Here is a 21,754-nt window from a genome sequence, read left to right as displayed (position 1 = left end):
CTCAACTGCTCGAACCGCCCGGTGCGGACCCGCATGCCGGGTGGTGTGGCAGGGGAGCGGCCCTTCAGGGCCGCCCCCTATGCCGATTCCCATCCTTTGTCCAGCAAGCGGCAAACTCTTTCGATATTGCCGACAGCATGGAGGGCATCAGTGCTCCTTGGCCGAGGTGGCTGCGGCATCTGCCCCATGCAGCAGCGCATGTAATTTTTGCATGGTGGCCCAGTTGCGCGAGGTGACGCCATCGCCCAGCAGCACGCCCAGCGCCGCTACCACCTTGCTGGCCAGTACGCCATCGGGACACCAGGCATACGCGGCCCAGCGGCCCAGCGCCAGCGCTTCCGGCTGCCACGGCTGCTGCAAGAGCGGCGCCAGGCGCTGGACGTCGGCCGGATTGTTCAGCACCAGCACCAGCAGACGGGCCGCGTCGGCCGCCGGCACCAGGGGATTTTGTTCGATCAGTTCGGCAAACTGACTGGCCGACAGCACCGTCACCCTGGCCGCCACGCCCAGTTTCAGCACCAGCGCTTCCTCGATACGGGCAGCGGCGTCGGCCGGCGCCACCTTGCCGCCGTCGTACACGACATTGCCGCTGTTGAGTACCGTGCGTACATCCATAAAACCCAGGTCGCCCAGCAGCTTGCGCAAGTCGGCCATGGCCACGCGCTTGGCGCGGCCGACATTGATTCCGCGTAAAAGCGCCACGTGCTGACTGTTTTCTAGCTGTGCCATGTCTTGTCTCCTTGCCTATGCCTGGCCGGCGGGACCGCTGGCGGCGCCTTCCGGCAATGGCGTCACCTTGGGCAAGCGCAACAGGAACGTCGCGCCCTGCCCCAGCGTGCTGCTGACCGTGATGGTGCCGCCAAACTGCTTGGCAATCAAGTTGAATACGATATTCAAGCCCAGGCCCGTGCCGCCCTGCCCGCGCCGCGTGGTGACAAACGGGTCGAACACGCGGTCAAGCATGTCGGGCGCGATGCCGCGGCCATCGTCGCGCACCTGCATGGCGATCCAGTCGTTTTCGCCGCGCACGCCGATATGGATATGGCCGTCCGTGTCCGCATCAAAGGCGTGCTCGACACAGTTCAAGACCAGGTTGGTCAGCACCTGCGCCAGCGCACCCGGATAGCTGTCGAGCATGATGCCAGGCGGGCAATCGATATCGATGCGGATGCGCGTCTTTTTCAGGGTCGGCTGCAGGCTCGAGATCACTTCACCGATATAGTCGCGCAATTCGAACAAACGGCGCGCCTCGCTGACCTGGTCGACGGCGATCTGCTTGAAGCTGTGGATCAGGTGCGCGGCGCGGTAGGCATTGTTCATGATCAGCCGCGCGCTCTCGCCAGCCGTTTCCAGGTAGCGCACGATATCGGTCTTCTTGACGCTGCCGCCGGCCACCGCCGCGCTGATGTGATCGGTGGCTTCCTTCAGCACCGAGGCGCTGGTCAGCGCGATGCCGACCGGGGTGTTGATTTCATGCGCCACGCCGGCCACCAGGCTGCCCAGCGAGGCCAAACGCTCCGACTGCAGCAACGATTCCTGCGCGCGGCGCAGCTCGTCCATGGCCTGCGCCGTCTCCTGCTGCGAGCGGCGCGCCAAGTCTTCCGCCTCGCGGCTGCCCTCGATGATGGACTTGAGCTTGCGCTGCACGGCATTGAAGCCGCGGATCACGTCGCCCAGCTCGTCGCGCCGGTTTTCCGGCAGCTCTTCGACGTCATCGCTGCCGCGCGTGGCCAGGTCGAACAAACCGTCGCGCAACTGTTTCAAGGGCCCGAAAACGATGCGCAGGCTCAGCGCCAGGGCGCCCACCAAAATGATGTCAAGTAGCAACACTTCCAGCACCTTGCGCCGCACTTCGCCGCGCAGGGCCGCATCGATCTGCGCGCGGCTGAAATTGACGATGACCTTGCCGACGATCACCGGCTTGCCGCCCGAGGCCGCCGCCACGGCGTCGCGAAACACCAGCGGCGCCTCGACGGGCGTGCCGCCCATGGCCACGTCGGAGGTCAAAGGCACCAGGGTGCCGGCCGCGTCGCGCACTTCGCCCGCAAACAGGCCGACGGAGGCGTCATAGACGCGGATGCCGACCAGTTCCGGCGGCAGCATCTCGGCCGCGACGATGCTGTCGACCTTGGATTTGTCGAGGTCCCACAGGGCGGAGGGCAAGCTCGTCTGCAAGCGCGTGAGCACGCCGCTGCGCAGGCGCGCGCTGCCCGATTCGAGTTCCTGACTCAGTGTATATTGGGTATAGGTACCTGAAATGCCCAGCACCACGGTGACGATCACGACAAAAAGCAGGGTCAGCCGGACTTGGATACTCAGCATCGATCAACACTCCCCGGGCCAGGCCGGCCGCCGGCCCGCGGCGCGGGCGCAGAGACGTCAGCGGACAACAGCCTGAATCAAATGTACGGTATGACATGCTTATTGGCAAGATTTACAGCAACACGGTTCTTCACAACGGCCTTGATACAGATTGAGACATTGCGTCATGGCAATGGTAATATCCCGCAATCATCTAAGGAGTCGTCATGGCGGTCATGCATCAACATCTACCCCTGGAACAAGTTCGTCCTGGCATGGTTTTGTCGGATGTCTTGCTCGATGCGCATGGACAAGTGCTGTTGCCGCAAGGCGCGGTATTGACGGAAAACATGCTGGCTCTGATGCCGCGCCACAACATCGACATGCTGCCGATCCAGGCGCCGCCCCCCTCGCCGGAAGAAATCGCCGCGCAACAGGCTGCCGACAACGAACGGCTGGCTTACCTGTTCCGCAAGCATGACCCGGACAATCCCGAAGACGCGGCCACCACCTTGCTGCGCAGCTATGTCACGGCATACCGCCTGGGCACGGGAGAGGCCGCATGAGCACGCAGCTGACCCTCGACGACATCGTCGCCCACCTCGACGACTTGCCTTCGCTGCCCGCCGTCGTCATGGAACTGTTGAACAGCATCGACCAGGAAGACGTCGATATTTCCGTGCTGGCCAAAAAAGTGTCATACGACCAGGCACTGACGGCGAAAACCCTGCGCCTGGCCAACTCGTCGCAATATGGCTTGCAAGTGAAGGCCACCACCATCCAGCAGGCGATCACGTACCTGGGCTTCCAGACCACGCGCAGCCTGATCACGTCGGCCGCCATCACGGGCTGCTTCCCGGAAGGACGCTGCCCCGGTTTCGACGACAAGGCCTTCTGGCGCCATTCGGTGGCGACGGCCGCCTGCGCCAAGGTGCTGGCGCGGCAGATCCGCTTCAACCAGGATTACGCCTTCACGGCCGGCTTGCTGCACAACATCGGCCGCCTGGTGCTGGTCAGCAGCTTTCCCGCGCACTACGCGCAAGTCATCGCGCACCAGGCGGCACATGATTGCAACCTGCTCGAAGCGGAGCAAACCGTGCTGGGCGTGGACCACGTGCAGGCCGGCGTGGCATTGGCCGAACACTGGAATTTTTCCGACACCATGCGTCTGGCGCTGGCCAACTACCTGCAGCCGGAAACGCCGGGGGCAGGCTTCCTCGCGTCGCTGATCCACGTAGCCAACGCGATTGTTTGCGCGCTCGACCTGGCGCAGGCGGGCGACGACATGGTGCCGCGCGTCTCGCCGGTGGCCTGGGATGCGCTGGGCCTGAGCGAAGACGCGTATCTGCAACTGTTCCGCGAAACGGAGCTGCGCTACGATGAAATCACCTCGGCACTGCTGAGCTAAGCATTGCCGCAAACGCAAACGGCTCTCGCTGCGAGGCGAAAGCCGTCAAAGGTACTGCGGTATGTCCATGCCGCCAGCAGCTACGCAAACGGCACAGTCAGCACACAACCACCACATCAGTGCGCATAATTCGATTCTTGCGCATCGCCGCGGTCTTCCGCTTTTGGACGGCCCTGGGCATCGGACAGACGATACTTGGTGCGGCGGTCGCCCATCAAGTCGCGCAGGTCACGGATACTCATGCCCGTCACTTCGTGCATGCGGATCAGCAGCGAGGCGCCGACCGGCAAGCGGTGGTGGCGGATCTTGCTGATGACCGGTGGCGCCACTTCGAGCAGACGTGACAGAGCTGCATCGTTTTTCAGCTGCATCTTGCTCAGCAGAATATCCAGCAGGTGGTTCGGGTTGTAACTCTCTTGCGATGCTAATGCATGATGTGCCATGATTTTTCCTCGTCTGGTGAATGTAGAAAATAATGCCGATACGAACTTAAGGCTGGCTTAGAGTGTTCAAATAAACGTCTTTCCATCGGTTTCAGCCCTCCCTCCTTTCGCACTGCCTGCACAGGACTCGCACAGCCACGCCCAGCCAACGTCTGCAGCTTGCCGCGTAAGTAAAAGCACCTGCAACTCAGTGAAATGAATTGCATATAAGACAATATACTAGCCCAAACACGCGGCATCTGCGCCTCGCGCAAACTTCCTGATTGTTAAATATCAATCAAGCTGCTGGTTGGCTAAGCAACGATGCTATTTCAACACATTAGGATGCCAGCGGGCGCACACAAGGCTTTGCAGCAACTTGTTACAAATCAATGGTGTCGCACGGCAATAAATGCTTTGGGGCATCGCGACACATGGCGGCATAGGCAGGCGGCAACCTTGTCGGCAAGGTCAGCACAACATGGCCCGCCCCCGCGATTTACGCTAAACTATGGCCTGAACTTGCAGCGAGCCTGCCACCGGGCAGCCAGAGGCGCCCGGCCGATCATTCACCGCGCCCCACCCTGAGCGGCCCCCTGCGCTGCAGCATCCTGCCCAACCATCCTGTTTGCCACCACATTTAGCGATAAGCACCCGACTCCATGCAGAAAAAAGTATTTATTAAAACCTTCGGCTGCCAGATGAACGAGTACGACTCGGACAAGATGGCCGACGTGCTGGGCGCCTCCGATGGCCTGGTGCGCACCGACACGCCGGAAGATGCCGATGTGATCCTGCTCAACACCTGCTCCGTGCGCGAAAAGGCGCAGGAAAAAGTGTTTTCCGACCTGGGCCGCTTGCGCGAACTGAAACTGGCCAAGCCGCACCTCTTGATCGGCGTGGGCGGCTGCGTGGCGTCGCAGGAAGGCGACGCCATCGTCAAGCGCGCGCCGTATGTCGACATGGTCTTCGGCCCGCAAACCCTGCACCGCCTGCCGCAGATGATCGAACTGCGCCGCTCCAGCGGCGCCTCGCAAGTGGACATCAGCTTCCCGGAAATCGAAAAGTTCGACCACATGCCGCCGGCCAAGGTGGACGGCGCTTCGGCCTTCGTCTCCATCATGGAAGGCTGCAGCAAATATTGCAGCTACTGCGTCGTGCCCTACACGCGCGGCGAGGAAGTATCGCGCCGCTTCGAGGACGTGCTGACGGAAGTGGCGGGCCTGGCCGCCCAGGGCGTCAAGGAAATCACCCTGCTGGGGCAAAACGTGAACGCCTACCGCGGCGCGATGGAAGGCGGCGAGATCGCCGACTTCGCCCTGCTGCTCGAATACGTGGCCGACATTCCCGGTATCGCGCGCATGCGCTTCGTCACCAGCCACCCGAAGGAATTCACGCAGCGCCTGATCGACGCCTACGCAAAGATCCCGCAGCTGGTCGACCATTTGTACCTGCCGGCGCAGCACGGTTCCGACAAGATCCTCGGCGCCATGAAGCGCGGCTACACGGGCATCGAATACAAGTCCATCATCCGCCGCATCCGCGCCGTGCGCCCGAACATGGCCATTTCATCGGACTTCATCGTCGGTTTCCCCGGCGAGACGCAAGCTGATTTTGACGCCATGATGAAGCTGATCGCGGACGTCGGCTTCGACAACAGCTACAGCTTCATCTTCAGCAAGCGCCCCGGCACGCCGGCCGCCAGCCTGGCGGACGACACGCCGCACGAAGTGAAACTGGCCCGTTTGCAGCAGCTGCAGGCGGCCATCGACGCCAACACGCGCAGGTACAGCCTGGCCATGGTGGGCACGGTGCAAACCATCCTCGTCGAAGGCCGCTCGAAGAAGGACACGGATGACAGCGAGCTGCAAGGCCGCACCGAAAACAACCGCGTGGTCAATTTCGACGCCGGCCCCGACGGTTTGCAATTGGTCGGCCAGCTGGTCGACGTGCGCATCACCGAAAGCCATTCCTACACCCTGCGCGGCGAACTCGTCGCCAGCGCACCCGCATTGAAAAGAGCCAGTTGAAAACCAAATCCCCGACACAGCCGCATTACTTCATTCCCGAGCCGCTGGACAACACGCGCCTGGCGCACTTGTGCGGTCCGCTCGATGAAAACCTGCGCCAGATTTCCGCCGCCCTCGACGTGACGATCTTCCGCCGCGGCGAGAAATTCATCGTCGGCGGCAGCAATGCCGAACGGGCCGTGGAAATCCTCGAACAGTTCTACGCCATCGCCAACAAGGTCGTGCCGCTGGAAGAAGTGCAGCTGGCCCTGGTGGAACAGCGCGCGGGCCTGTCCGCCGCCTCGGAACACCACGCCAACGCGCCCGCCAGTACCTTCGTCGAGCCGGACATCGCCAGCCCCGTGCTGAAAACCCGGCGCACCGACCTGCGCGGGCGCACGCCGCACCAGATTGCCTACCTGCGCGACATCCTCGAACACGACATCAGCTTCGGCGTGGGCCCGGCCGGCACCGGCAAAACCTATCTGGCCGTCGCCTGCGCCGTCGACGCGCTCGAACGCGACGCCGTCAAGCGCATCATCCTGACGCGTCCCGCCGTCGAAGCGGGCGAGCGCCTGGGCTTCCTGCCGGGCGACCTGGCGCAAAAGGTCGACCCTTACCTGCGTCCCCTGTACGACGCGCTGTACGATTTGCTGGGCTTTGACCGCACGCAAAAGCTGTTTGAAAAACAGGTGATCGAGATCGCCCCGCTGGCCTACATGCGGGGGCGCACCCTGAACCACGCGTTTGTCATCCTCGATGAAGCGCAAAACACCACCGTCGAGCAGATGAAGATGTTTTTGACGCGCATCGGCTTTGGCAGCAAGGCCGTGGTGACGGGCGACGTGACGCAAGTCGACCTGCACAAGAGCCAGACGAGCGGCCTGATCGACGCGGTACACGTGCTGAAAGACGTGCGCGGCATCGGCTTCACGCAATTTAACAGCACCGACGTGGTGCGCCACCCGCTCGTCGCGCGCATCGTCGACGCCTATGAAACGGCGCAGGCGGCCGGCGCCGACGCCGCCCAGTTACTCCCCCTATTGAAACCAGCTGCCGCCAAACATGTCCGAAAAAAATAAACTGTCCCTGTCCGTGCAATACCCGAACACTCGCCTGGCTTCCCTGATCACGCGGCCGAAAGTGCGCCGCTGGGTCAAGGCGGCCCTGTTCGCCCCGGCAGAATTCACCATCCGCTTCGTCGACGCGGAAGAAGGCCGTACCTTGAACCGCGACTACCGCGAAAAGGATTACGCCACCAACGTGCTGACCTTCGCCTACAACGAAGGCGAAGAGTTGAGCGACGACGAGCCGACGCGCGCCGACATCATCCTGTGCACGGACGTGCTGGAAAAGGAAGCGCAAGAGCAAAAGAAGAGCGTGGAAGAGCACACGGCCCATTTGATCGTGCACGGCGTGCTGCATGCGCAGGGCTACGACCACATGGATGACGAGGAAGCGGCCGAGATGGAAGGCCTGGAAACGGCAATCCTCGCCAAACTCGGCATTACCGACCCGTACAAGGAGTAAGGCCATGGGAACCTGGGCACTGGACGCCTTCGGCAACGACTACGCCATGGATTGGGCGCAGGACCTGCACGACTATAAAACCCTGGAGCTGGTCGAGACGACGCTCGACAACGTCATCGACAGCCAGGAAGCGGAACTCGAAGCACCGTTCGCCGCCGAGGCGCTGGCCGCGCTGGAAGTGATCGCGCGCCTGCAAGGCAAGCCGGGAGAAAACGACCCGGCCACCGCGGAAGTGGACGCATGGGTGGCCGCCTGCAAGAAGAAGGTCACGCCGCCGTTGCTGGAAAAAGCACGCCTGGCCTTCGACCGCATCACGGCGGACGCATCGGAGCTGCGCCAGCTGTGGCAGGACAGCGAGCATTACGCCGACTGGCAGGCGGACGTGGCGCACTTGCGTAGCCGCGTGCTGGGCGCGGACGTCTGAAACGTCGGGCAACGGCACACTACCACGTATTAAATTTGCATCAAAAGCGGGGAAATCCGGTATTCCCCCACTTTTGGTGTATCCTATATCCCTTCGCAACAACGGCTCACGCCTCCTATGCCCGAGCACCCTAGTGGCGTCAGAACTGACGTCAAGCCCCACCGGTCACTGTTTGAACGCCTGACCGCACTCATTTCCCCCGAGCCAGAGAACCGTGCAGAATTGCTCGAAGTTCTACACGATGCGCATGAACGCAAGCTGATCGACGCCGACGCCCTGTCGATGATCGAAGGCGTGTTCCAGGTATCGGATCTCTGCGCGCGCGACATCATGATTCCCCGTTCGCAAATGGATGTCATCGACATCAGCAAGCCGATCGAGGAATGGATGCCGGAAGTCCTGTCCACCGCCCACTCGCGTTTCCCCGCGATCGAAGGCGAGCGCGACAAGGTCATCGGCATCCTGCTGGCGAAAGACTTGCTGCGCTATTACGCAGAAGAAACTTTCGACGTGCGTGACATGCTGCGCCCCGCCATCTTCATCCCCGAATCGAAACGCCTGAATGTGCTGCTGCGCGATTTCCGCGCCAACCACAATCACATGGCCATCGTCGTCGATGAATACAGCGGCGTCGCCGGCCTGATCACCATCGAAGACGTGCTGGAACAGATCGTCGGCGATATCGAGGACGAATACGACTTCGACGAAGCCGAGGACAATATCCTGTCGCTCAAGGAAGGCCAGTTCGGCCCCCGCTGGCGTGTCAAGGCGCTGACCGAGATCGAACAGTTCAACGAAGAAGTCGGCAGCCACCTGGTGGACGACGACGTCGACACCATCGGCGGCCTGGTTTCGAAGTACCTGGGCCGCATGGCGCACAAGGGCGACATCTTCGACCTGGGCAATCTGCGCTTCGAAGTGCTGCGCGCCGATGCGCGCCAGGTGCACGTGCTGCTCGTCGAGCGCCTGCCCAACGTGCCGGAACTGGAACTCTGACATGCGCGTGCTGTAGATGCGTTTCAGACGCTTAGATCCCAACGCCCCCGCCAAACCGCCCCGCAGCACGTGGGCGCGCATGCTGACTGCCGCCATCGCCGGCGCCGTCGCAGTGCTGGCGTTCGCCCCTTTCGGTTACTGGCCCCTGCAAATCCTCAGCCTGGGCGTACTGTTTTACCAGGTGCTGCGCGCTTCCAGCGTGAAAAGCGGCGCGCTGATCGGCTGGGCCTACGGCTTCGGCTGGTGCGCGGCCGGCACGCACTGGCTGTACATCTCCATGCACCGCTATGGCGACATGGCCGCGCCGATTGCCGCCGTCGCCGTGGCCCTGCTGGCCCTCCTGATGGCCATCTACGTGGCCCTGGCCATGGGCGCGGCTGCCTGGCTGCGCCAGCGCTGGGTACTGTCCCTGCCCGCCATGACCTTGCTGGTGCTGCCCGCGACGTGGACCCTGTTCGAATGGACGCGCGGCTGGCTGTTTACGGGTTTCCCGTGGCTGGCCACCGGTTACGCCCACAATGCCAGCCCGTTGGGCGGCTTCGCCCCCATCGTCGGCGCGTATGGCCTGGGCTGGCTGGCGGCGCTGTCCGCCGGCGCCCTGCTGCTGCTCACGCACCGCACGCGCTGGAGCGCGCTGGGCGGCGTCATCGCGCTGTACGCGGCCGGCATCGGCTTGCAGTATGTGGCGTGGACGCACCCGGTCGGGCGCCCGATCACGGTGCGCCTGTTGCAGGGCAATGTGCCACAGCAGCAGAAATTCGACCCCGGCTTCGTGCTCGGTGCCCTGCAGATGTACCAGGGCGCCATCACCAGCGCGCCGGCCGACCTGATCGCCACGCCGGAAACGGCCGTCACCGTGCTGCCGCACCAGCTGCCGCCCGGCTATCTGGATAGCCTCGCGACATATGCGCAGCAGACGGGCAGCACGATCCTGGTCGGCATGCCCGTGCTCGACGAGCAGCAGCGCTTCTACAATGCGGCGCTGGGAATCACGCCCACCGGCACGCCGGGACCGTACTACCAGTACCGCAAGCACCACCTGGTGCCGTTCGGCGAATTCGTGCCGCCCGGACTGCACTGGTTTGTCGCCATGATGGCCATCCCGCTGGGCGACATGGGCCGCGGCGCCGAAGTGCAGGCGCCTTTGGCCGTGCGCGACCAGCTGGTGCTGCCGAATATCTGCTACGAAGACTTGTTTGGCGAAGAAATCGCGGGCCAGCTGGCCAGCGCCCACGGCAGCGGCAAGCAGTCGGCGTCCGTGCTGCTGAATATCTCCAACCTGGCCTGGTTTGGCGACTCGATCGCCATCCCGCAGCATCTGCAGATTTCGCAGATGCGCAGCCTGGAAACGGGCCGCCCCATGCTGCGCTCGACGAATACGGGCGCCACCGCCGTCATCGACGGCAAGGGCGTGGTGCAAAGCCTGCTGCCGCCAGAACGGCAAGCCACCCTGGCGGCCAAGGTGCAGGGCATGGGCGGCATGACGCCATACATTCTGTACGGCAACAAACTGGTGCTGGCCCTGGCCGCGCTGGCCCTGCTGGCGGCCTTCCTGCTGTCGCGCGCCGCGCGCCGTGGCCGCACCGCGCAGCAATAAGCGGCCGATATTGCCCGAAGAGTCACAGTGGGCGCGTAAAAACCGCTAAAATTAGCAAAACCCCGGCCCGGACGCGCTTGTTAGCAGCGTGCGGGCTTCAAGCAAACCTTAACAAAGCGCAGCCTCCCGCGCGGCGAACTCATACGATGCTCACATTTCAACAAATTATCCTGACCTTGCAAACCTATTGGGACAAGCAAGGTTGCGCCCTGCTCCAGCCATACGACATGGAAGTCGGCGCCGGCACCTTCCACACCGGCACCTTCCTGCGCGCGATCGGCCCGGAACCCTGGCGCGCCGCGTATGTGCAGCCATCGCGCCGCCCGAAGGATGGCCGCTATGGCGAAAACCCGAACCGCATGCAGCACTACTACCAGTACCAGGTGGTGCTCAAACCTGCGCCGGAAAACATCCTCGACCTGTATCTGGGTTCGCTGGCCGCGCTGGGCCTGGACTTGCAGCAGAATGACGTGCGCTTCGTCGAAGACGACTGGGAAAGCCCGACCCTGGGTGCCTGGGGCCTGGGCTGGGAGGTCTGGCTGAACGGCATGGAAGTGACGCAATTTACCTACTTCCAGCAGGTGGGCGGCCTCGATTGCAAGCCCGTGCTGGGCGAAATCACCTACGGCATCGAACGCCTGGCCATGTACCTGCAAGGCGTGGAAAACGTGTATGACCTGGTGTGGACCGAGTGGGAAGAGAACGGCATCACGAAAAAATTGACCTACGGCGACGTCTTCCACCAGAACGAGGTGGAGCAATCGACCTACAACTTCGAGCACGCGAATACGGACCTGCTGTTCGAACAGTTCGGCAACTATGAAGCGGAAGCGAAGCGTTTGATCGAGCTGCAACTGACCCTGCCCGCCTACGAAAAGATCATGAAAGCGTCGCACAGCTTCAATATGCTGGACGCGCGCGGTGCCATCTCGGTGACGGAACGCGCCGCCTACATCGGCCGCGTGCGCACCCTGTCGCGCCTGGTGGCGCAAGCGTATTACGACTCGCGCGAGCGCCTCGGTTTCCCGATGCTGCCCGCCGCCGACCAACCCGCCGCCGCTTGATCGCCTAGCTCATACACCGCCGTACCAGACAAGAACACCATGAACCAAACACTGCTCATCGAACTGCTGACCGAAGAACTGCCGCCGAAAGCGCTGGCCAAACTGGGTGCCGCCTTCACGGCCGGCATCGTCAACGGCCTGAAAGCGCGCGACTTCCTGGAAGCCGACAGCGTCGCCACCAGCTACGCCTCGCCGCGCCGCCTGGCCGTCTCCATCACCAACGTGCGCGAAGTCTCGCCCGACAAGTCAATCCGTGAAAAAGTCCTGCCCGTCTCCGTGGCGCTGGACGCGAACGGCAACGGCACGCCGCCGCTGGCCAAGAAACTGGCCGCGCTGGGCTTCCCCGACCTGACGGTAGCGGACCTGGAACGCGCCGCCGACGGCAAGGCCGAGAGCTTCTTCTACACCTATACGGCGCCCGGCAGCCAGCTCGCCACCGGCGCGCAAGCTGCATTGACGGAGTCGGCCGCCAAGCTGCCGATTCCAAAACTGATGAGCTATCAGCGCCCGGACGGCACGACCGTGCAATTCGTGCGCCCGGCCCACAGCCTGATCGCCCTGCACGGCATCAATATCCTGCCCCTGACCCTGCTGGGATTGACGGCCGGCCGCACCACCCTGGGCCACCGCTTCCTCACGGACGGCGCGCCGGTCACCATCGCCCACGCGGAAAACTATGCGCCGTCCCTGATCCTCAACGCCAGCGTCATCGCCAGCAACGAGGAGCGCAAGGAACGCATCCGCGCCCAGTTGCTGGACAAGGCCGGTGCCGACCAGGTGCTGATGCCCGAAGCGCTGCTCGATGAAGTGACGGCCCTGGTCGAATGGCCGGTCGTGTATGAATGCCACTTCGAGGAAGAATTCCTGGCCGTGCCGCAGGAATGCCTGATCCTCACCATGCAGACGAACCAGAAATATTTTGCGCTGACCGACAGCGAAGGCAAGCTGCGCTCGCGCTTTTTGATCGTCTCGAACATCGAAACGGACACGCCAGAGCACATCATCGGCGGCAACGAGCGCGTCGTGCGCCCGCGCCTGTCCGACGCCAAGTTCTTCTTCGAGCAAGACAAGAAGAAGACCCTGGCATCGCGTCTGCCGCTGCTGGCCAACGTCGTGTATCACAACAAGCTGGGCACGCAAGCGGCCCGCACGGAAAGAGTAACGGCATTAGCCGGCGCCATCGCCGCCAAGCTGAAATACGACGTGGCGCTGGCCGAACGCGGCGCCCTGCTGGCCAAGGCCGATCTGCTGACCGACATGGTGGGCGAGTTCCCCGAGCTGCAAGGCATCATGGGCACGTATTACGCGCGCCATGACGGCGAACCGGAAGAAGTGGCGCTGGCCGCCTCCGAGCACTACCAGCCGCGCTTCGCCGGCGACAGCCTGCCGTCGACCGCCACCGGCACCGCCGTGGCCCTGGCCGACAAGCTCGAAACCCTGGTCGGCATCTGGGCTATCGGCCTGGCGCCGACGGGCGACAAGGACCCGTTCGCGCTGCGCCGCCACGCTCTGGGCGTGCTGCGCATGCTGCTGGAAAAACGCCTGCCGCTGTCGATCCAGGGCTTGCTGGCCGATGCGGCCGCGCAGTTCGCAGCCATTCCCGGCTTCAAGGACCCCGTGGCGGACGTCACCACCTTCATGCTGGACCGCCTGCGCGGCATCCTGCGCGAGCGCGGCTTCTCGCCGAATGAAATCGAAGCCGTCGTGGCGCAAAACCCGGACCGCCTGGACGACATCGTGCAGCGCCTGGAAGCCGTGCAGGCGTTTGCCGCCCTGCCGGAAAGCGCCTCGCTCGCGAGCGCCAACAAGCGCATCACGAACATCCTGAAAAAGAACGAGGAAGCAGTCAACCAGGTCGCCGCCGGCGGCGTCAACGTGGCGCTGCTGCAGGACGAGGCGGAGAAGAAACTGGCCGCCGCCGTCTCGCGCGTGCAGCCGGAAGTCGACGCAGCCTTTGCCAAGGGCGACTTCACCAGCACCCTGCAAACACTGGCGCAGCTGCGTGACGACGTCGATGGTTTCTTCAACGACGTGATGGTGATGGCCGAGGATGTCGCCCTGCGCAACAACCGCCTGGCCTTGCTGTCGTCGCTGCACGGCATGATGAACCGCGTGGCCGACATTTCCAAGCTGGCGGCATAATGGGCATTCCGGCGCTGAAACTGATTATTCTCGACCGCGACGGCGTCATTAATCATGACTCGCCGGACTTCATCAAGTCGCCTGCCGAATGGCTGCCGATCCCCGGTTCTCTCGAAGCGATCGCCCGTCTGAACCAGGCCGGCTATCGCGTCGTCATCGCCTCGAACCAGTCGGGCATCGCGCGCGAATACTTCGACATGACGGTGTTGAATGCGATCCACCAGAAAATGCACACCCTGGCGCAGCAGGTCGGCGCCGATATCGACGCCATCTTCTTTTGCCCGCATGCGGGCGCGGACAATTGCGACTGCCGCAAGCCCAAGCCCGGCATGTTCCATGAAATTTCGCAGCGCTACAACACCAGCCTGAAAGGCGTGCCCACGGTTGGCGATTCGCTGCGCGACCTGCAGGCCGGTTTCATCAGCGGCTGCGTGCCCTACCTGGTCTTGACGGGCAAGGGCGAAAAAACCAACGAAACGGGTGGCCTGCCCCCTGGCACCCAGGTCTTCCCCGACCTGGCCGCCGTCGTCAGCCACCTGCTCAAGGCGCCAGCGGCACCGGCGCCCAGCGTGGCATTGAGTATCTAATCTTCGGAGAACCGCATTGCGTAATATTTCCCTGTTCCTGCGATCCCTGCTGTTCATGATCATCATGATCGTGGCCACCATCGTCTGGGCCTGCGTGTGCTTTTTTGCCGCGCCATTGAGCTACAACAAGCGCTATTGGGTCACCTCGCGCTGGAACGTGTTTATCCTGTGGTGTGCCAAGGTCATTTGCGGCATCCGCTATGAAGTCAAGGGCGCCGAGAACTTCCCCGATGCGCCGGCCATCGTGCTCTCAAAGCACCAGTCGGCCTGGGAAACCATCTTTTTGCTGCCCAGCCTGCCACGCCCGCTGGTGTATGTGTTCAAGAAGGAGATTTTGTACATCCCGTTCTTTGGCTGGGCCATGGCGCTGCTGCGCATGATCCCCATCGACCGCAAGCAGGGCAAACATGCGTTCAAGAGCGTCGTCGCGCATGGCAAGCGCCGCCTGGCCGATGGCCAATGGATTATCATGTTCCCGGAAGGCACCCGCATCCCCGTGGGCCAGGCGGGCAAGTACAAGAGCGGCGGCACGCGTCTGGCCATCGCCACGGGCGCCGTGGTGGTGCCGATTGCGCATAATTCAGGCGAGTGCTGGCCCAAGCAGTCATTCCTCAAACGCCCGGGACTGATCACCGTCTCGATAGGCAAACCGATTTCGCCGGAAGGGCAGACCCCGGACAGCATGATGCAACAGGTGGAAAATTGGATAGAATCAGAAATGCGCGTCATTTCGCCTCACGCCTACAACGCTGGCTAGACGGCATCAACGCGGTCATCCAGGAGCCTACACTGCGCCAGCAGATGAAGACCATCAAGGTCGGCGACCAGCAACTGGATTTGTTCGCGCATGACGTCTCGGCCAGCACGCCCCCGGCGGTGCGCCCCACGGCACCGCCAGCGCCGCCCGTGGCGCCACCGCTAGTGGCACCCGCGCCGCCCATCGTTCGCCCCGCCCCGCCTCTCCTGCCTTCCCCGCCACGCACCGCCGACGGCCCGCCACTGCGCCAGCTGCAGCTGGGCAGCCACCTCGTCGAATTCGCCCTGCGCCGCTCCACGCGCCGCTCCATCGGCTTCATGATCGACGATAACGGCTTGCGCGTCACGGCCCCAAAGCGCGTCACCCTGGCCGAAATCGACAACGCCATCCGCGCCAAGCAAGGCTGGATCGTCTCGAAACTGCTGGAACGGGGCGAGCGCAAGGTGCAGCGCCAGCAGCGCCCACCGGTTGCCTGGATCGATGGCGCCGTGCTGCCCTACCTCGGTGGCGACATCACCTTGCGATTGCACCAGGCGCCGCGCCACCGCGCCAGCTTCCAGCGCGAGACGAATGAGCTGCACGTATGGGTCACGCCCACGGGCAGCGAGCAGCAATTGAAGGAAAAAGTGAAGGGCTGGTTCCAGCACGAGGCGCGCCAGCTGTTCGAAGCGCGCCTGGACGTGTATGCGGACAAGCTGGGCGTGCGCTACGATTCACTATCGCTATCGTCGGCCGGCACGCGCTGGGGCAGCTGCACCATCGAGCGCAAGATCCGCCTGAACTGGCGCCTGATCCACTTCGCCCTGCCGCTGATCGACTACGTGGTGGCGCACGAACTGTCGCACCTGCTGGAAATGAACCACAGCCCCCGCTTCTGGGCCACCGTGGAATCGATTTACCCCGATTACGATGGCGCCAAGCAGGCGCTGAGAAAACGCTCGCAGGAGCTTCCCGTTTTGTTCGCGTAAACAACATTGTTGGCGTCGCCTGTCGGATTAGGCCGCAGGCCGTAATCCGACAACATTGTTGGCCGTGCATCCATCACGGCAGCAGAGGTTGGATGGCAGCGATGGTACGCGGCGTGGCGCCCCGGTGCTGTGCCGCGAAGGCCTGCGCTTTTTCTCCCATCGACGATAAACGCTCTGGATCCTGCAGCAATGCCGACGCCTGCGCCATCAGCGCGTCGGCGTCCGCCACCAGCGCGGCGCCGCCGGCGGCAATCGCCTGCTCGGTCACCAGCGCAAAGTTGAAGGTGTGCGGGCCGATCAGCACAGGCTTGCCCAGGGCCGCTGGCTCGATCAGGTTTTGTCCGCCCAGCGGCAGAAGGCTGCCGCCGACGAACGCGCAATCGCAGGCCGCGTAATACGCAAACATCTCGCCCATCGAGTCGCCCAGCAGCACCTGCGTGCCCGCCGCAACGGCATCGTCCTGCGCCAGGGCGGACCTGCGCTGCACGGCCAGGCCGTGCGCGGCGACCAGTTTTTCCACCTCGTCGAAGCGCTGCGGATGGCGCGGCACGACCAGCAGCAGCGCATTCGCGGGCAAGCTGGCGCGGGTATAGGCATCGAGGATCAGCTGCTCTTCTCCTTCGCGCGTGCTGGCGCACAGCAGCACGGGTCGCTGGCCGATGGCTGCGCGCAGAGCCTCCCCCGTCGCCAGCGCCGCCTCGGGCACGACGACGTCGAACTTGATGCTGCCCGTGACGACCACGTCCTGCACGCCCAGCTGGCGCACGCGATCGGCGTCGTCCCGCGTCTGCGCCGCCACCAGGGTGATGCCGCGCGCCGCATCGGCAATGAGCTTGCCCAGGCGCTGCGCCTTGCCCAGCGAGCGCTGCGACAGGCGCGCATTGGCCAGCACCACGGGCACTTTGTAGCGATTGCATTGGTGGATCAGATTCGGCCACACTTCCGTCTCCATCAGGATGCAGATGCGCGGCGCGAAATGGCGGATGAAACGGGCCGGCATGGCGCCCGTGTCGTACGGCAGATAGCTTTGCACGAGGCGCGCGCCGTGTTTGGCGAACAGGGACTTGCCCGTCGCGCGCCCCGTCGGCGTCATGTGCGTGAGGACGATGCGGCATGCGGGCCATGCGGCCAGCAGGGCATCGATCAGGGGCTCGGCCGCGCGCGTCTCGCCGACGGAGACGGCGTGCAGCCAGATGGTATCCGTGGCAGGTGCCGGCTGGCGCCCGTAAAAGCCCAGGCGCTCGCCCCAATGCTGGCGGTAGCCGGGTTCCTGGCGTCCGCGCAGCCACAGCCGCGCCAGCACCAGGGGCAAGGCCAGCCACCAGGCAAAGGTATAAAGAAGTCGCATGATAGGTAATGTTGAAGTCAGGCGGGAGGATAGTCGGCCAGCAGGCGCTGTGCCGCGGCCAGCACTTCCGGCACGCCGGGCGGCGCGCCCTTGTCGCCCAGGTTGATGATTTTCGGCGACCAGTTGCCTTCGGTTTTCCACAGTGGCGAATCGGCATAGATTTCCACCGTCGGGCGCACAAAGGCGGCGGCGATATGCGTCAGGCCCGTGTCGACGCCGACCACCAGCGCCGCGTGGCGCGCCAGCAGGGTGGCGTCGCCCATCGACAGCTTCGGCAGCACGCGCGCGTTCGGCAGGCTGGCCGCCAGTTGTTCGGCTTCCGCCTTTTCCTTGGGCGAGCCCCAGGGCAGCAGAATCGGCATGGGCGCGAGCGCATGGCCGAGGGCAATCCAGTGTTCGGGCGCCCATTTCTTGGCGTCGCGCGCCGTGCCGTGGAAATACACGCAGTATGGCGCCGCGCCCATCCAGTCCGGGCGCGGTTCGCTGCCGGATACTTCCGGCAAGCCGAAATCGGCTGGCGTGTCGACCGTGTAGCCGAGTGCCGCGGCGGCCACCAGGCGGCCGCGCGCTACCGCATGCGTGCGCGGGTCGAGCGGAATGCTTTTCGTGTGAAACAGGCGAGAGATGCCTTCGTAGCCGGAACCTTCGCTGCCGTTGGCCAGGCCGACCTTCTGTCCTCCCGGCGCCAGACGCGCGGCGCCCATGATGATGCCCGTCTTGAGCAAGCCCTGGGTATCGAACACATAATCGTAATGCGTCTGGCGCAGGCTGCGGAAGAAGGCGGCGATTTCCGCGCGCGTCTCCTTCTTGCCCAGGCTCTTGCGCCAGCGCCGCAGCGCGAACGGGAAGATGGTATTCACGCGCGGGTTCAGGCGCACCAGGCTGGTGTAACCCTCCTCGACCACCCAGTCGATGGTCGCGTTCGGGAAATGACGGGCGATATCCGCCACCATCGGCAGGTTATGCAGCACGTCGCCCAGCGAAGACACCCGCACCAGCAGGATTTTCAAGGGCGCTTGTGCGCCAGGTTGACCGGCCATGCTGTCAGAACGGCAGGACCGCGTCTGGCTTGGCGGCCAGGATCACGCTCTTGAACTGTCCCTGGATGCGCGCCAGCGCTGCCGGCGTTTCCGCTTCGAAGCGCATGACGATCACCGGGGTGGTGTTCGACGAGCGGGCCAGGCCGAAGCCGTCCGCGTATTCCACGCGCAAGCCGTCGATGGTGATGATCTGTTCATTGCCGGGGAAGACTGCGTCGCGACGCAGCATGTCCATCAGCGCGACGTTCTCGCCTTCCTTCAGTTCCAGGTGCAGTTCCGGCGTGCTGTCGGACTGCGGCAGGGAGTTCAACAGGCTTGATGGATCCGCTTCGCGCGTGAGGATTTCCAGCAGGCGCGCGGCCGAATACAGGCCGTCGTCAAAACCGTACCAGCGGTCCTTGAAGAAGATATGGCCGCTCATTTCGCCGCCCAGCGGTGCACCCGTTTCGCGCAGCTTGGCTTTCACCAGCGAGTGGCCCGTCTTGTACATCAGCGGCACGCCGCCATGTTTGCTGATCCACGGTGCCAGGTGGCGCGTGCATTTCACGTCATACAAAATCTGCGCGCCCGGGTGGCGGGTCAGCACGTCGGCGGCAAACAGCATCATCTGGCGGTCAGGATAGATGATCTGGCCATCCTTGGTGACCACGCCCAGGCGGTCGCCGTCGCCATCGAAGGCGATGCCGATTTCGGCATCCGTCTCGGCCAGGCAGCGGATCAGGTCTTGCAGGTTTTCCGGATGCGCCGGGTCCGGGTGGTGGTTCGGGAAAGTGCCATCGACTTCGCAGAACAGTTCTATGACTTCGCAACCCATGCCGCGGAACAGGTCGCCCGCAAATGCGCCTGCCACGCCATTGCCGCAGTCGACGGCGATCTTGATCGGGCGCGCCAGCTTGACGTCGCCCAGGATGCGCTCCAGGTAGGCGGCGCGGATATCGTGCGTGGCGTAGCTGCCCGGATTGGCGCTGGCGCTGCCGTCGTGCGCGACGATGCTGTGGTACAGCGCCTGGATCGCTTCGCCGTGGATCGCTTCACCGGCCAGCACCATCTTGAAGCCGTTGTAGTCGGGCGGATTATGGCTGCCCGTGACCATGATGCCGGAGCGCGTGTCGAGCACATTCGTGCCGAAGTAGACCATCGGCGTGGCCACCACGCCCAGGTCGATCACGTCGACGCCTGCCGCCTGCAAGCCCTGCGCCAGCGCCGCCGTCAATTCCGGTCCCGACAGGCGGCCATCGCGGCCGATCACGACCCGCTGCTCGCCCTTGGCCAGGGCTGCCTGGCCAAATGCCTGACCGATCTTGTGAGCCACGCTGGCATCGAGGGTTTTAGCGATGATGCCGCGAATATCGTAGGCTTTGAAGATCGTTCTGGACAATGGGAGCATGGTGTGGGCGGTATAAGTAGGGTCAAATGGAATGCCTGGCAAGTAGCAACGCGACCGAACGCTTGCTACTGCGCCAAGAGTATACCGAATTATACGCGCAGCAGATCGATCGATTTGCCCGATTCCACCCACTGCTTGACCCACAGCGGTTGGCGGCCACGGCCTGTCCATTGCTCGGTCGCATTCTCAGGATGGCGGTAACGTACCGCGACTTTGCCCGTGCGCGGGTGCAAACCATCGAGTATCAGCTGTTTCAGCGGAATACCCGCTTGCTGCGCGATGGCCATGATCTGTTCGCGCGCCTTGTTCAAATCTTCACGCTCGCGGCCGTTCAATTCCTGCTTCACATTATCTTCCAGCTTGCGCAATTCCAGCATCGTCATCGTAGACAGATCCATCCGGTACATCCTTTACATTAATTTAAATAATAGAATCACGTGAAATATACTACATTGTATAAACATCCGCGCACCATTGCATAATCGATCGCAGTTTGAATCACTGCCATCGGCTTATTTATCTTCTCAACATGAAGATTGAATGAGGAATATGCCGAATGCGCGCGTGAAAAATGAATAAATACGCATGACTGGCGTTCCGGCATGGCTGCGCATGCCGCTTGCAAGGCTGGCACGGCATGGCCATCCATTCCAGAAAACGTGCTGGCGGATTATTATCGACATATGGCAGCGGAAAATGCCGCCCCATTAAATCCCCATGCGGCATAATCGGCATCCGCTTTTTCCTTCCATCCGGCCGTGCGTGCAATCGGGCAGATGCCGGTAATGTATCCCACGCCAAAAGGCTGGCATGTTTATAATGCATGCGCGCAGTTCACTTCACCCCGGCACATATGAAAACTTACTTTATCGGCGATCTGCAAGGCTGCCACGCACAAACCGTCGACCTGATCGAACGGATCCAGGCGGCGGCAAGCGGCCCGTACCGCCTGCTGTTCGCGGGCGACTTGATCAATCGCGGCCCGGCCTCGCTGGCCACGCTGCGCCACGTGCACGCGCTGGCGCAGCAGGGCCTGGCCGACAGCGTCCTGGGCAACCATGACTTGCACTTGCTGGCCGTGGCCAACGGCATCCGCCCCGAGCATGCGTCCGATACGCTGGCAGAAATCCTCGACGCGCCCGACCGCGATGAGTTGATCAACTGGCTGCGCCAACGGCCACTGGCACTGGAACACGATGGCCATGTGCTCGTGCATGCGGGCTTGCTGCCGCAATGGAGCGCAGCCCAGGCCCTGTCCCTGAGCGGGGAAGTGTCCGCCATGCTGCGCAGCGACGGCTGGGTGGCATTCCTGCGCAGCATGTACGGCAACGAGCCGGCCGCCTGGCGTGACGAGCTGCAGGGCGCCGACCGCCTGCGCTGCATCGTCAACGCCATGACGCGGCTGCGCTTTTGCACGCCGGACGGCGTGATGGACTTCAAGATGAAGGAGAGCGGCAGTCCGCCGCCGGGCTCCGGCCTGCTCCCATGGTTCGACGTGCCGGGACGGCGCAGCGCTGGCGACACCATCGTCTTCGGCCACTGGTCGGCGCTGGGACTGCAGTTGCGGGAGCACCTGATCGGCCTCGATAGCGGCTGCGTGTGGGGCGGAAAACTGTCGGCCGTGTGCCTGGAAGACCGCTCGCTGCTGCAAGTCGACTGCCCCGCTTTCCAGCAGCACAGCGGCAAGCGGTAGTGGTAACCATGGCGCGCATATGCTTAGTCGAAATCGGTCGTTTGCCTTGCCGCGCGCAGCCCGTATGATGGCGCTTTTGCC

The 21,754-nt window shown here is 63.4% G+C and carries 21 protein-coding genes; 14 read left to right on the top strand and 7 right to left on the bottom strand.

Annotated features, from left to right (window positions below):
• Positions 1-147: 147 nt before the first annotated feature.
• Both AC54AF_RS05460 and AC54AF_RS05455 read right to left on the bottom strand, forming a co-directional pair.
• Positions 148-729 (bottom strand): DUF1697 domain-containing protein, encoded by a 582-nt coding sequence (locus tag AC54AF_RS05460; protein ID WP_496635693.1) that lies wholly within the window; start codon positions 727-729, stop codon positions 148-150.
• Positions 730-744: 15 nt separating this feature from the next.
• Complete coding sequence (locus tag AC54AF_RS05455) at positions 745-2,322, bottom strand: sensor histidine kinase (RefSeq protein ID WP_496635692.1); 1,578 nt, start codon at positions 2,320-2,322, stop codon at positions 745-747.
• A 206-nt stretch (positions 2,323-2,528) separates the two neighbouring features.
• On the opposite strand from AC54AF_RS05455, the gene AC54AF_RS05450 reads away from it, so the two are divergent.
• Together AC54AF_RS05450 and AC54AF_RS05445 are read left to right on the top strand one after the other, a co-directional pair.
• Positions 2,529-2,867 carry a hypothetical protein gene (locus AC54AF_RS05450; protein WP_496635691.1) on the top strand — a complete coding sequence of 113 codons (339 nt, stop codon included), beginning with the start codon at positions 2,529-2,531 and terminating at the stop codon, positions 2,865-2,867.
• Entirely contained in the window at positions 2,864-3,709 is an 846-nt protein-coding gene (locus AC54AF_RS05445; protein ID WP_496635690.1) for an HDOD domain-containing protein, read from the top strand. Before AC54AF_RS05450 ends, AC54AF_RS05445 begins: the two co-directional genes overlap by 4 nt.
• Before the next feature lie 116 nt (positions 3,710-3,825).
• Here the strand turns inward: AC54AF_RS05445 and AC54AF_RS05440 are convergent, their stop codons facing one another.
• Positions 3,826-4,152, bottom strand: coding sequence for a hypothetical protein (locus AC54AF_RS05440; protein ID WP_034746769.1), 327 nt, complete (start codon positions 4,150-4,152; stop codon positions 3,826-3,828).
• Positions 4,153-4,793: 641 nt separating this feature from the next.
• On the opposite strand from AC54AF_RS05440, the gene miaB reads away from it, so the two are divergent.
• From miaB to AC54AF_RS05385, 11 genes are all read left to right on the top strand, one after another.
• Complete coding sequence (miaB, locus tag AC54AF_RS05435; protein ID WP_496635689.1) at positions 4,794-6,161, top strand: tRNA (N6-isopentenyl adenosine(37)-C2)-methylthiotransferase MiaB; 1,368 nt, start codon at positions 4,794-4,796, stop codon at positions 6,159-6,161.
• A complete protein-coding gene (locus AC54AF_RS05430; protein ID WP_496635688.1) occupies positions 6,158-7,222 on the top strand; it encodes a PhoH family protein in 1,065 nt (354 codons plus the stop codon). Before miaB ends, AC54AF_RS05430 begins: the two co-directional genes overlap by 4 nt.
• Positions 7,206-7,670, top strand: a complete 465-nt coding sequence (ybeY, locus tag AC54AF_RS05425; protein ID WP_496635687.1) for an rRNA maturation RNase YbeY — start codon at positions 7,206-7,208, stop codon at positions 7,668-7,670. The genes AC54AF_RS05430 and ybeY overlap by 17 nt, the downstream gene beginning before the upstream one ends.
• Before the next feature lie 4 nt (positions 7,671-7,674).
• On the top strand, positions 7,675-8,094 hold the full coding sequence (locus AC54AF_RS05420) for a DUF4259 domain-containing protein (RefSeq protein WP_496635686.1): 420 nt from the start codon (positions 7,675-7,677) through the stop codon (positions 8,092-8,094).
• Positions 8,095-8,211: 117 nt separating this feature from the next.
• Entirely contained in the window at positions 8,212-9,090 is an 879-nt protein-coding gene (locus AC54AF_RS05415; RefSeq protein WP_034746750.1) for a CorC family transporter, read from the top strand.
• Positions 9,091-9,169: 79 nt separating this feature from the next.
• Positions 9,170-10,687: an apolipoprotein N-acyltransferase gene (lnt, locus tag AC54AF_RS05410; protein ID WP_496635685.1), complete on the top strand. Its 1,518-nt coding sequence runs from the start codon at positions 9,170-9,172 to the stop codon at positions 10,685-10,687.
• 146 nt (positions 10,688-10,833) lie between these two features.
• Entirely contained in the window at positions 10,834-11,751 is a 918-nt protein-coding gene (gene glyQ, locus AC54AF_RS05405) for a glycine--tRNA ligase subunit alpha (RefSeq protein ID WP_096237792.1), read from the top strand.
• A gap of 39 nt (positions 11,752-11,790) precedes the next feature.
• Entirely contained in the window at positions 11,791-13,893 is a 2,103-nt protein-coding gene (gene glyS, locus AC54AF_RS05400) for a glycine--tRNA ligase subunit beta (RefSeq protein ID WP_496635684.1), read from the top strand.
• Positions 13,893-14,480 carry a D-glycero-beta-D-manno-heptose 1,7-bisphosphate 7-phosphatase gene (gene gmhB, locus AC54AF_RS05395; RefSeq protein WP_314605554.1) on the top strand — a complete coding sequence of 196 codons (588 nt, stop codon included), beginning with the start codon at positions 13,893-13,895 and terminating at the stop codon, positions 14,478-14,480. Before glyS ends, gmhB begins: the two co-directional genes overlap by 1 nt.
• Positions 14,481-14,496: 16 nt before the next feature.
• Positions 14,497-15,237, top strand: a complete 741-nt coding sequence (locus AC54AF_RS05390; protein WP_034746739.1) for a lysophospholipid acyltransferase family protein — start codon at positions 14,497-14,499, stop codon at positions 15,235-15,237.
• Positions 15,238-15,281: 44 nt separating this feature from the next.
• Positions 15,282-16,205 (top strand): M48 family metallopeptidase, encoded by a 924-nt coding sequence (locus tag AC54AF_RS05385; RefSeq protein ID WP_496635683.1) that lies wholly within the window; start codon positions 15,282-15,284, stop codon positions 16,203-16,205.
• Between the two features lie 73 nt (positions 16,206-16,278).
• On the opposite strand, the gene waaA is transcribed toward AC54AF_RS05385, so the two are convergent.
• From waaA to AC54AF_RS05365, 4 genes are all read right to left on the bottom strand, one after another.
• Positions 16,279-17,553, bottom strand: coding sequence for a lipid IV(A) 3-deoxy-D-manno-octulosonic acid transferase (waaA, locus tag AC54AF_RS05380; protein WP_496635682.1), 1,275 nt, complete (start codon positions 17,551-17,553; stop codon positions 16,279-16,281).
• A gap of 17 nt (positions 17,554-17,570) precedes the next feature.
• Complete coding sequence (waaC, locus tag AC54AF_RS05375) at positions 17,571-18,593, bottom strand: lipopolysaccharide heptosyltransferase I (RefSeq protein ID WP_496635681.1); 1,023 nt, start codon at positions 18,591-18,593, stop codon at positions 17,571-17,573.
• A gap of 4 nt (positions 18,594-18,597) precedes the next feature.
• Positions 18,598-19,980: a phosphomannomutase/phosphoglucomutase gene (locus AC54AF_RS05370; RefSeq protein WP_131685481.1), complete on the bottom strand. Its 1,383-nt coding sequence runs from the start codon at positions 19,978-19,980 to the stop codon at positions 18,598-18,600.
• Positions 19,981-20,069: 89 nt separating this feature from the next.
• Positions 20,070-20,378: an H-NS family nucleoid-associated regulatory protein gene (locus AC54AF_RS05365; protein ID WP_131685482.1), complete on the bottom strand. Its 309-nt coding sequence runs from the start codon at positions 20,376-20,378 to the stop codon at positions 20,070-20,072.
• A 455-nt stretch (positions 20,379-20,833) separates the two neighbouring features.
• Between AC54AF_RS05365 and AC54AF_RS05360 the strand changes: the two genes are divergently transcribed.
• Positions 20,834-21,673, top strand: a complete 840-nt coding sequence (locus tag AC54AF_RS05360; RefSeq protein ID WP_131685483.1) for a symmetrical bis(5'-nucleosyl)-tetraphosphatase — start codon at positions 20,834-20,836, stop codon at positions 21,671-21,673.
• The last annotated feature ends 81 nt before the right edge of the window (positions 21,674-21,754 follow it).

The sequence above is a fragment of the Janthinobacterium sp. JF4 genome (assembly GCF_059617925.1).
The sequence above is the reverse complement of the archived record's forward strand: the minus strand, read 5'-3'. Positions and strand labels throughout refer to the sequence as shown.

Excerpts from the sequence above, each read along its gene's own strand:
- AC54AF_RS05460 (WP_496635693.1), bottom strand. The coding sequence starts at position 729 with ATGGCACAGCTAGAAAACAGTCAGCACGTGGCGCTTTTACGCGGAATC.
- AC54AF_RS05455 (WP_496635692.1), bottom strand. The coding sequence starts at position 2,322 with ATGCTGAGTATCCAAGTCCGGCTGACCCTGCTTTTTGTCGTGATCGTC.
- AC54AF_RS05450 (WP_496635691.1), top strand. The coding sequence starts at position 2,529 with ATGGCGGTCATGCATCAACATCTACCCCTGGAACAAGTTCGTCCTGGC.
- AC54AF_RS05445 (WP_496635690.1), top strand. The coding sequence starts at position 2,864 with ATGAGCACGCAGCTGACCCTCGACGACATCGTCGCCCACCTCGACGAC.
- AC54AF_RS05440 (WP_034746769.1), bottom strand. The coding sequence starts at position 4,152 with ATGGCACATCATGCATTAGCATCGCAAGAGAGTTACAACCCGAACCAC.
- miaB (WP_496635689.1), top strand. The coding sequence starts at position 4,794 with ATGCAGAAAAAAGTATTTATTAAAACCTTCGGCTGCCAGATGAACGAG.
- ybeY (WP_496635687.1), top strand. The coding sequence starts at position 7,206 with ATGTCCGAAAAAAATAAACTGTCCCTGTCCGTGCAATACCCGAACACT.
- AC54AF_RS05420 (WP_496635686.1), top strand. The coding sequence starts at position 7,675 with ATGGGAACCTGGGCACTGGACGCCTTCGGCAACGACTACGCCATGGAT.
- AC54AF_RS05415 (WP_034746750.1), top strand. The coding sequence starts at position 8,212 with ATGCCCGAGCACCCTAGTGGCGTCAGAACTGACGTCAAGCCCCACCGG.
- lnt (WP_496635685.1), top strand. The coding sequence starts at position 9,170 with ATGCTGACTGCCGCCATCGCCGGCGCCGTCGCAGTGCTGGCGTTCGCC.
- glyQ (WP_096237792.1), top strand. The coding sequence starts at position 10,834 with ATGCTCACATTTCAACAAATTATCCTGACCTTGCAAACCTATTGGGAC.
- glyS (WP_496635684.1), top strand. The coding sequence starts at position 11,791 with ATGAACCAAACACTGCTCATCGAACTGCTGACCGAAGAACTGCCGCCG.
- gmhB (WP_314605554.1), top strand. The coding sequence starts at position 13,893 with ATGGGCATTCCGGCGCTGAAACTGATTATTCTCGACCGCGACGGCGTC.
- AC54AF_RS05385 (WP_496635683.1), top strand. The coding sequence starts at position 15,282 with ATGAAGACCATCAAGGTCGGCGACCAGCAACTGGATTTGTTCGCGCAT.
- waaA (WP_496635682.1), bottom strand. The coding sequence starts at position 17,553 with ATGCGACTTCTTTATACCTTTGCCTGGTGGCTGGCCTTGCCCCTGGTG.
- waaC (WP_496635681.1), bottom strand. The coding sequence starts at position 18,593 with ATGGCCGGTCAACCTGGCGCACAAGCGCCCTTGAAAATCCTGCTGGTG.
- AC54AF_RS05370 (WP_131685481.1), bottom strand. The coding sequence starts at position 19,980 with ATGCTCCCATTGTCCAGAACGATCTTCAAAGCCTACGATATTCGCGGC.
- AC54AF_RS05365 (WP_131685482.1), bottom strand. The coding sequence starts at position 20,378 with ATGGATCTGTCTACGATGACGATGCTGGAATTGCGCAAGCTGGAAGAT.
- AC54AF_RS05360 (WP_131685483.1), top strand. The coding sequence starts at position 20,834 with ATGAAAACTTACTTTATCGGCGATCTGCAAGGCTGCCACGCACAAACC.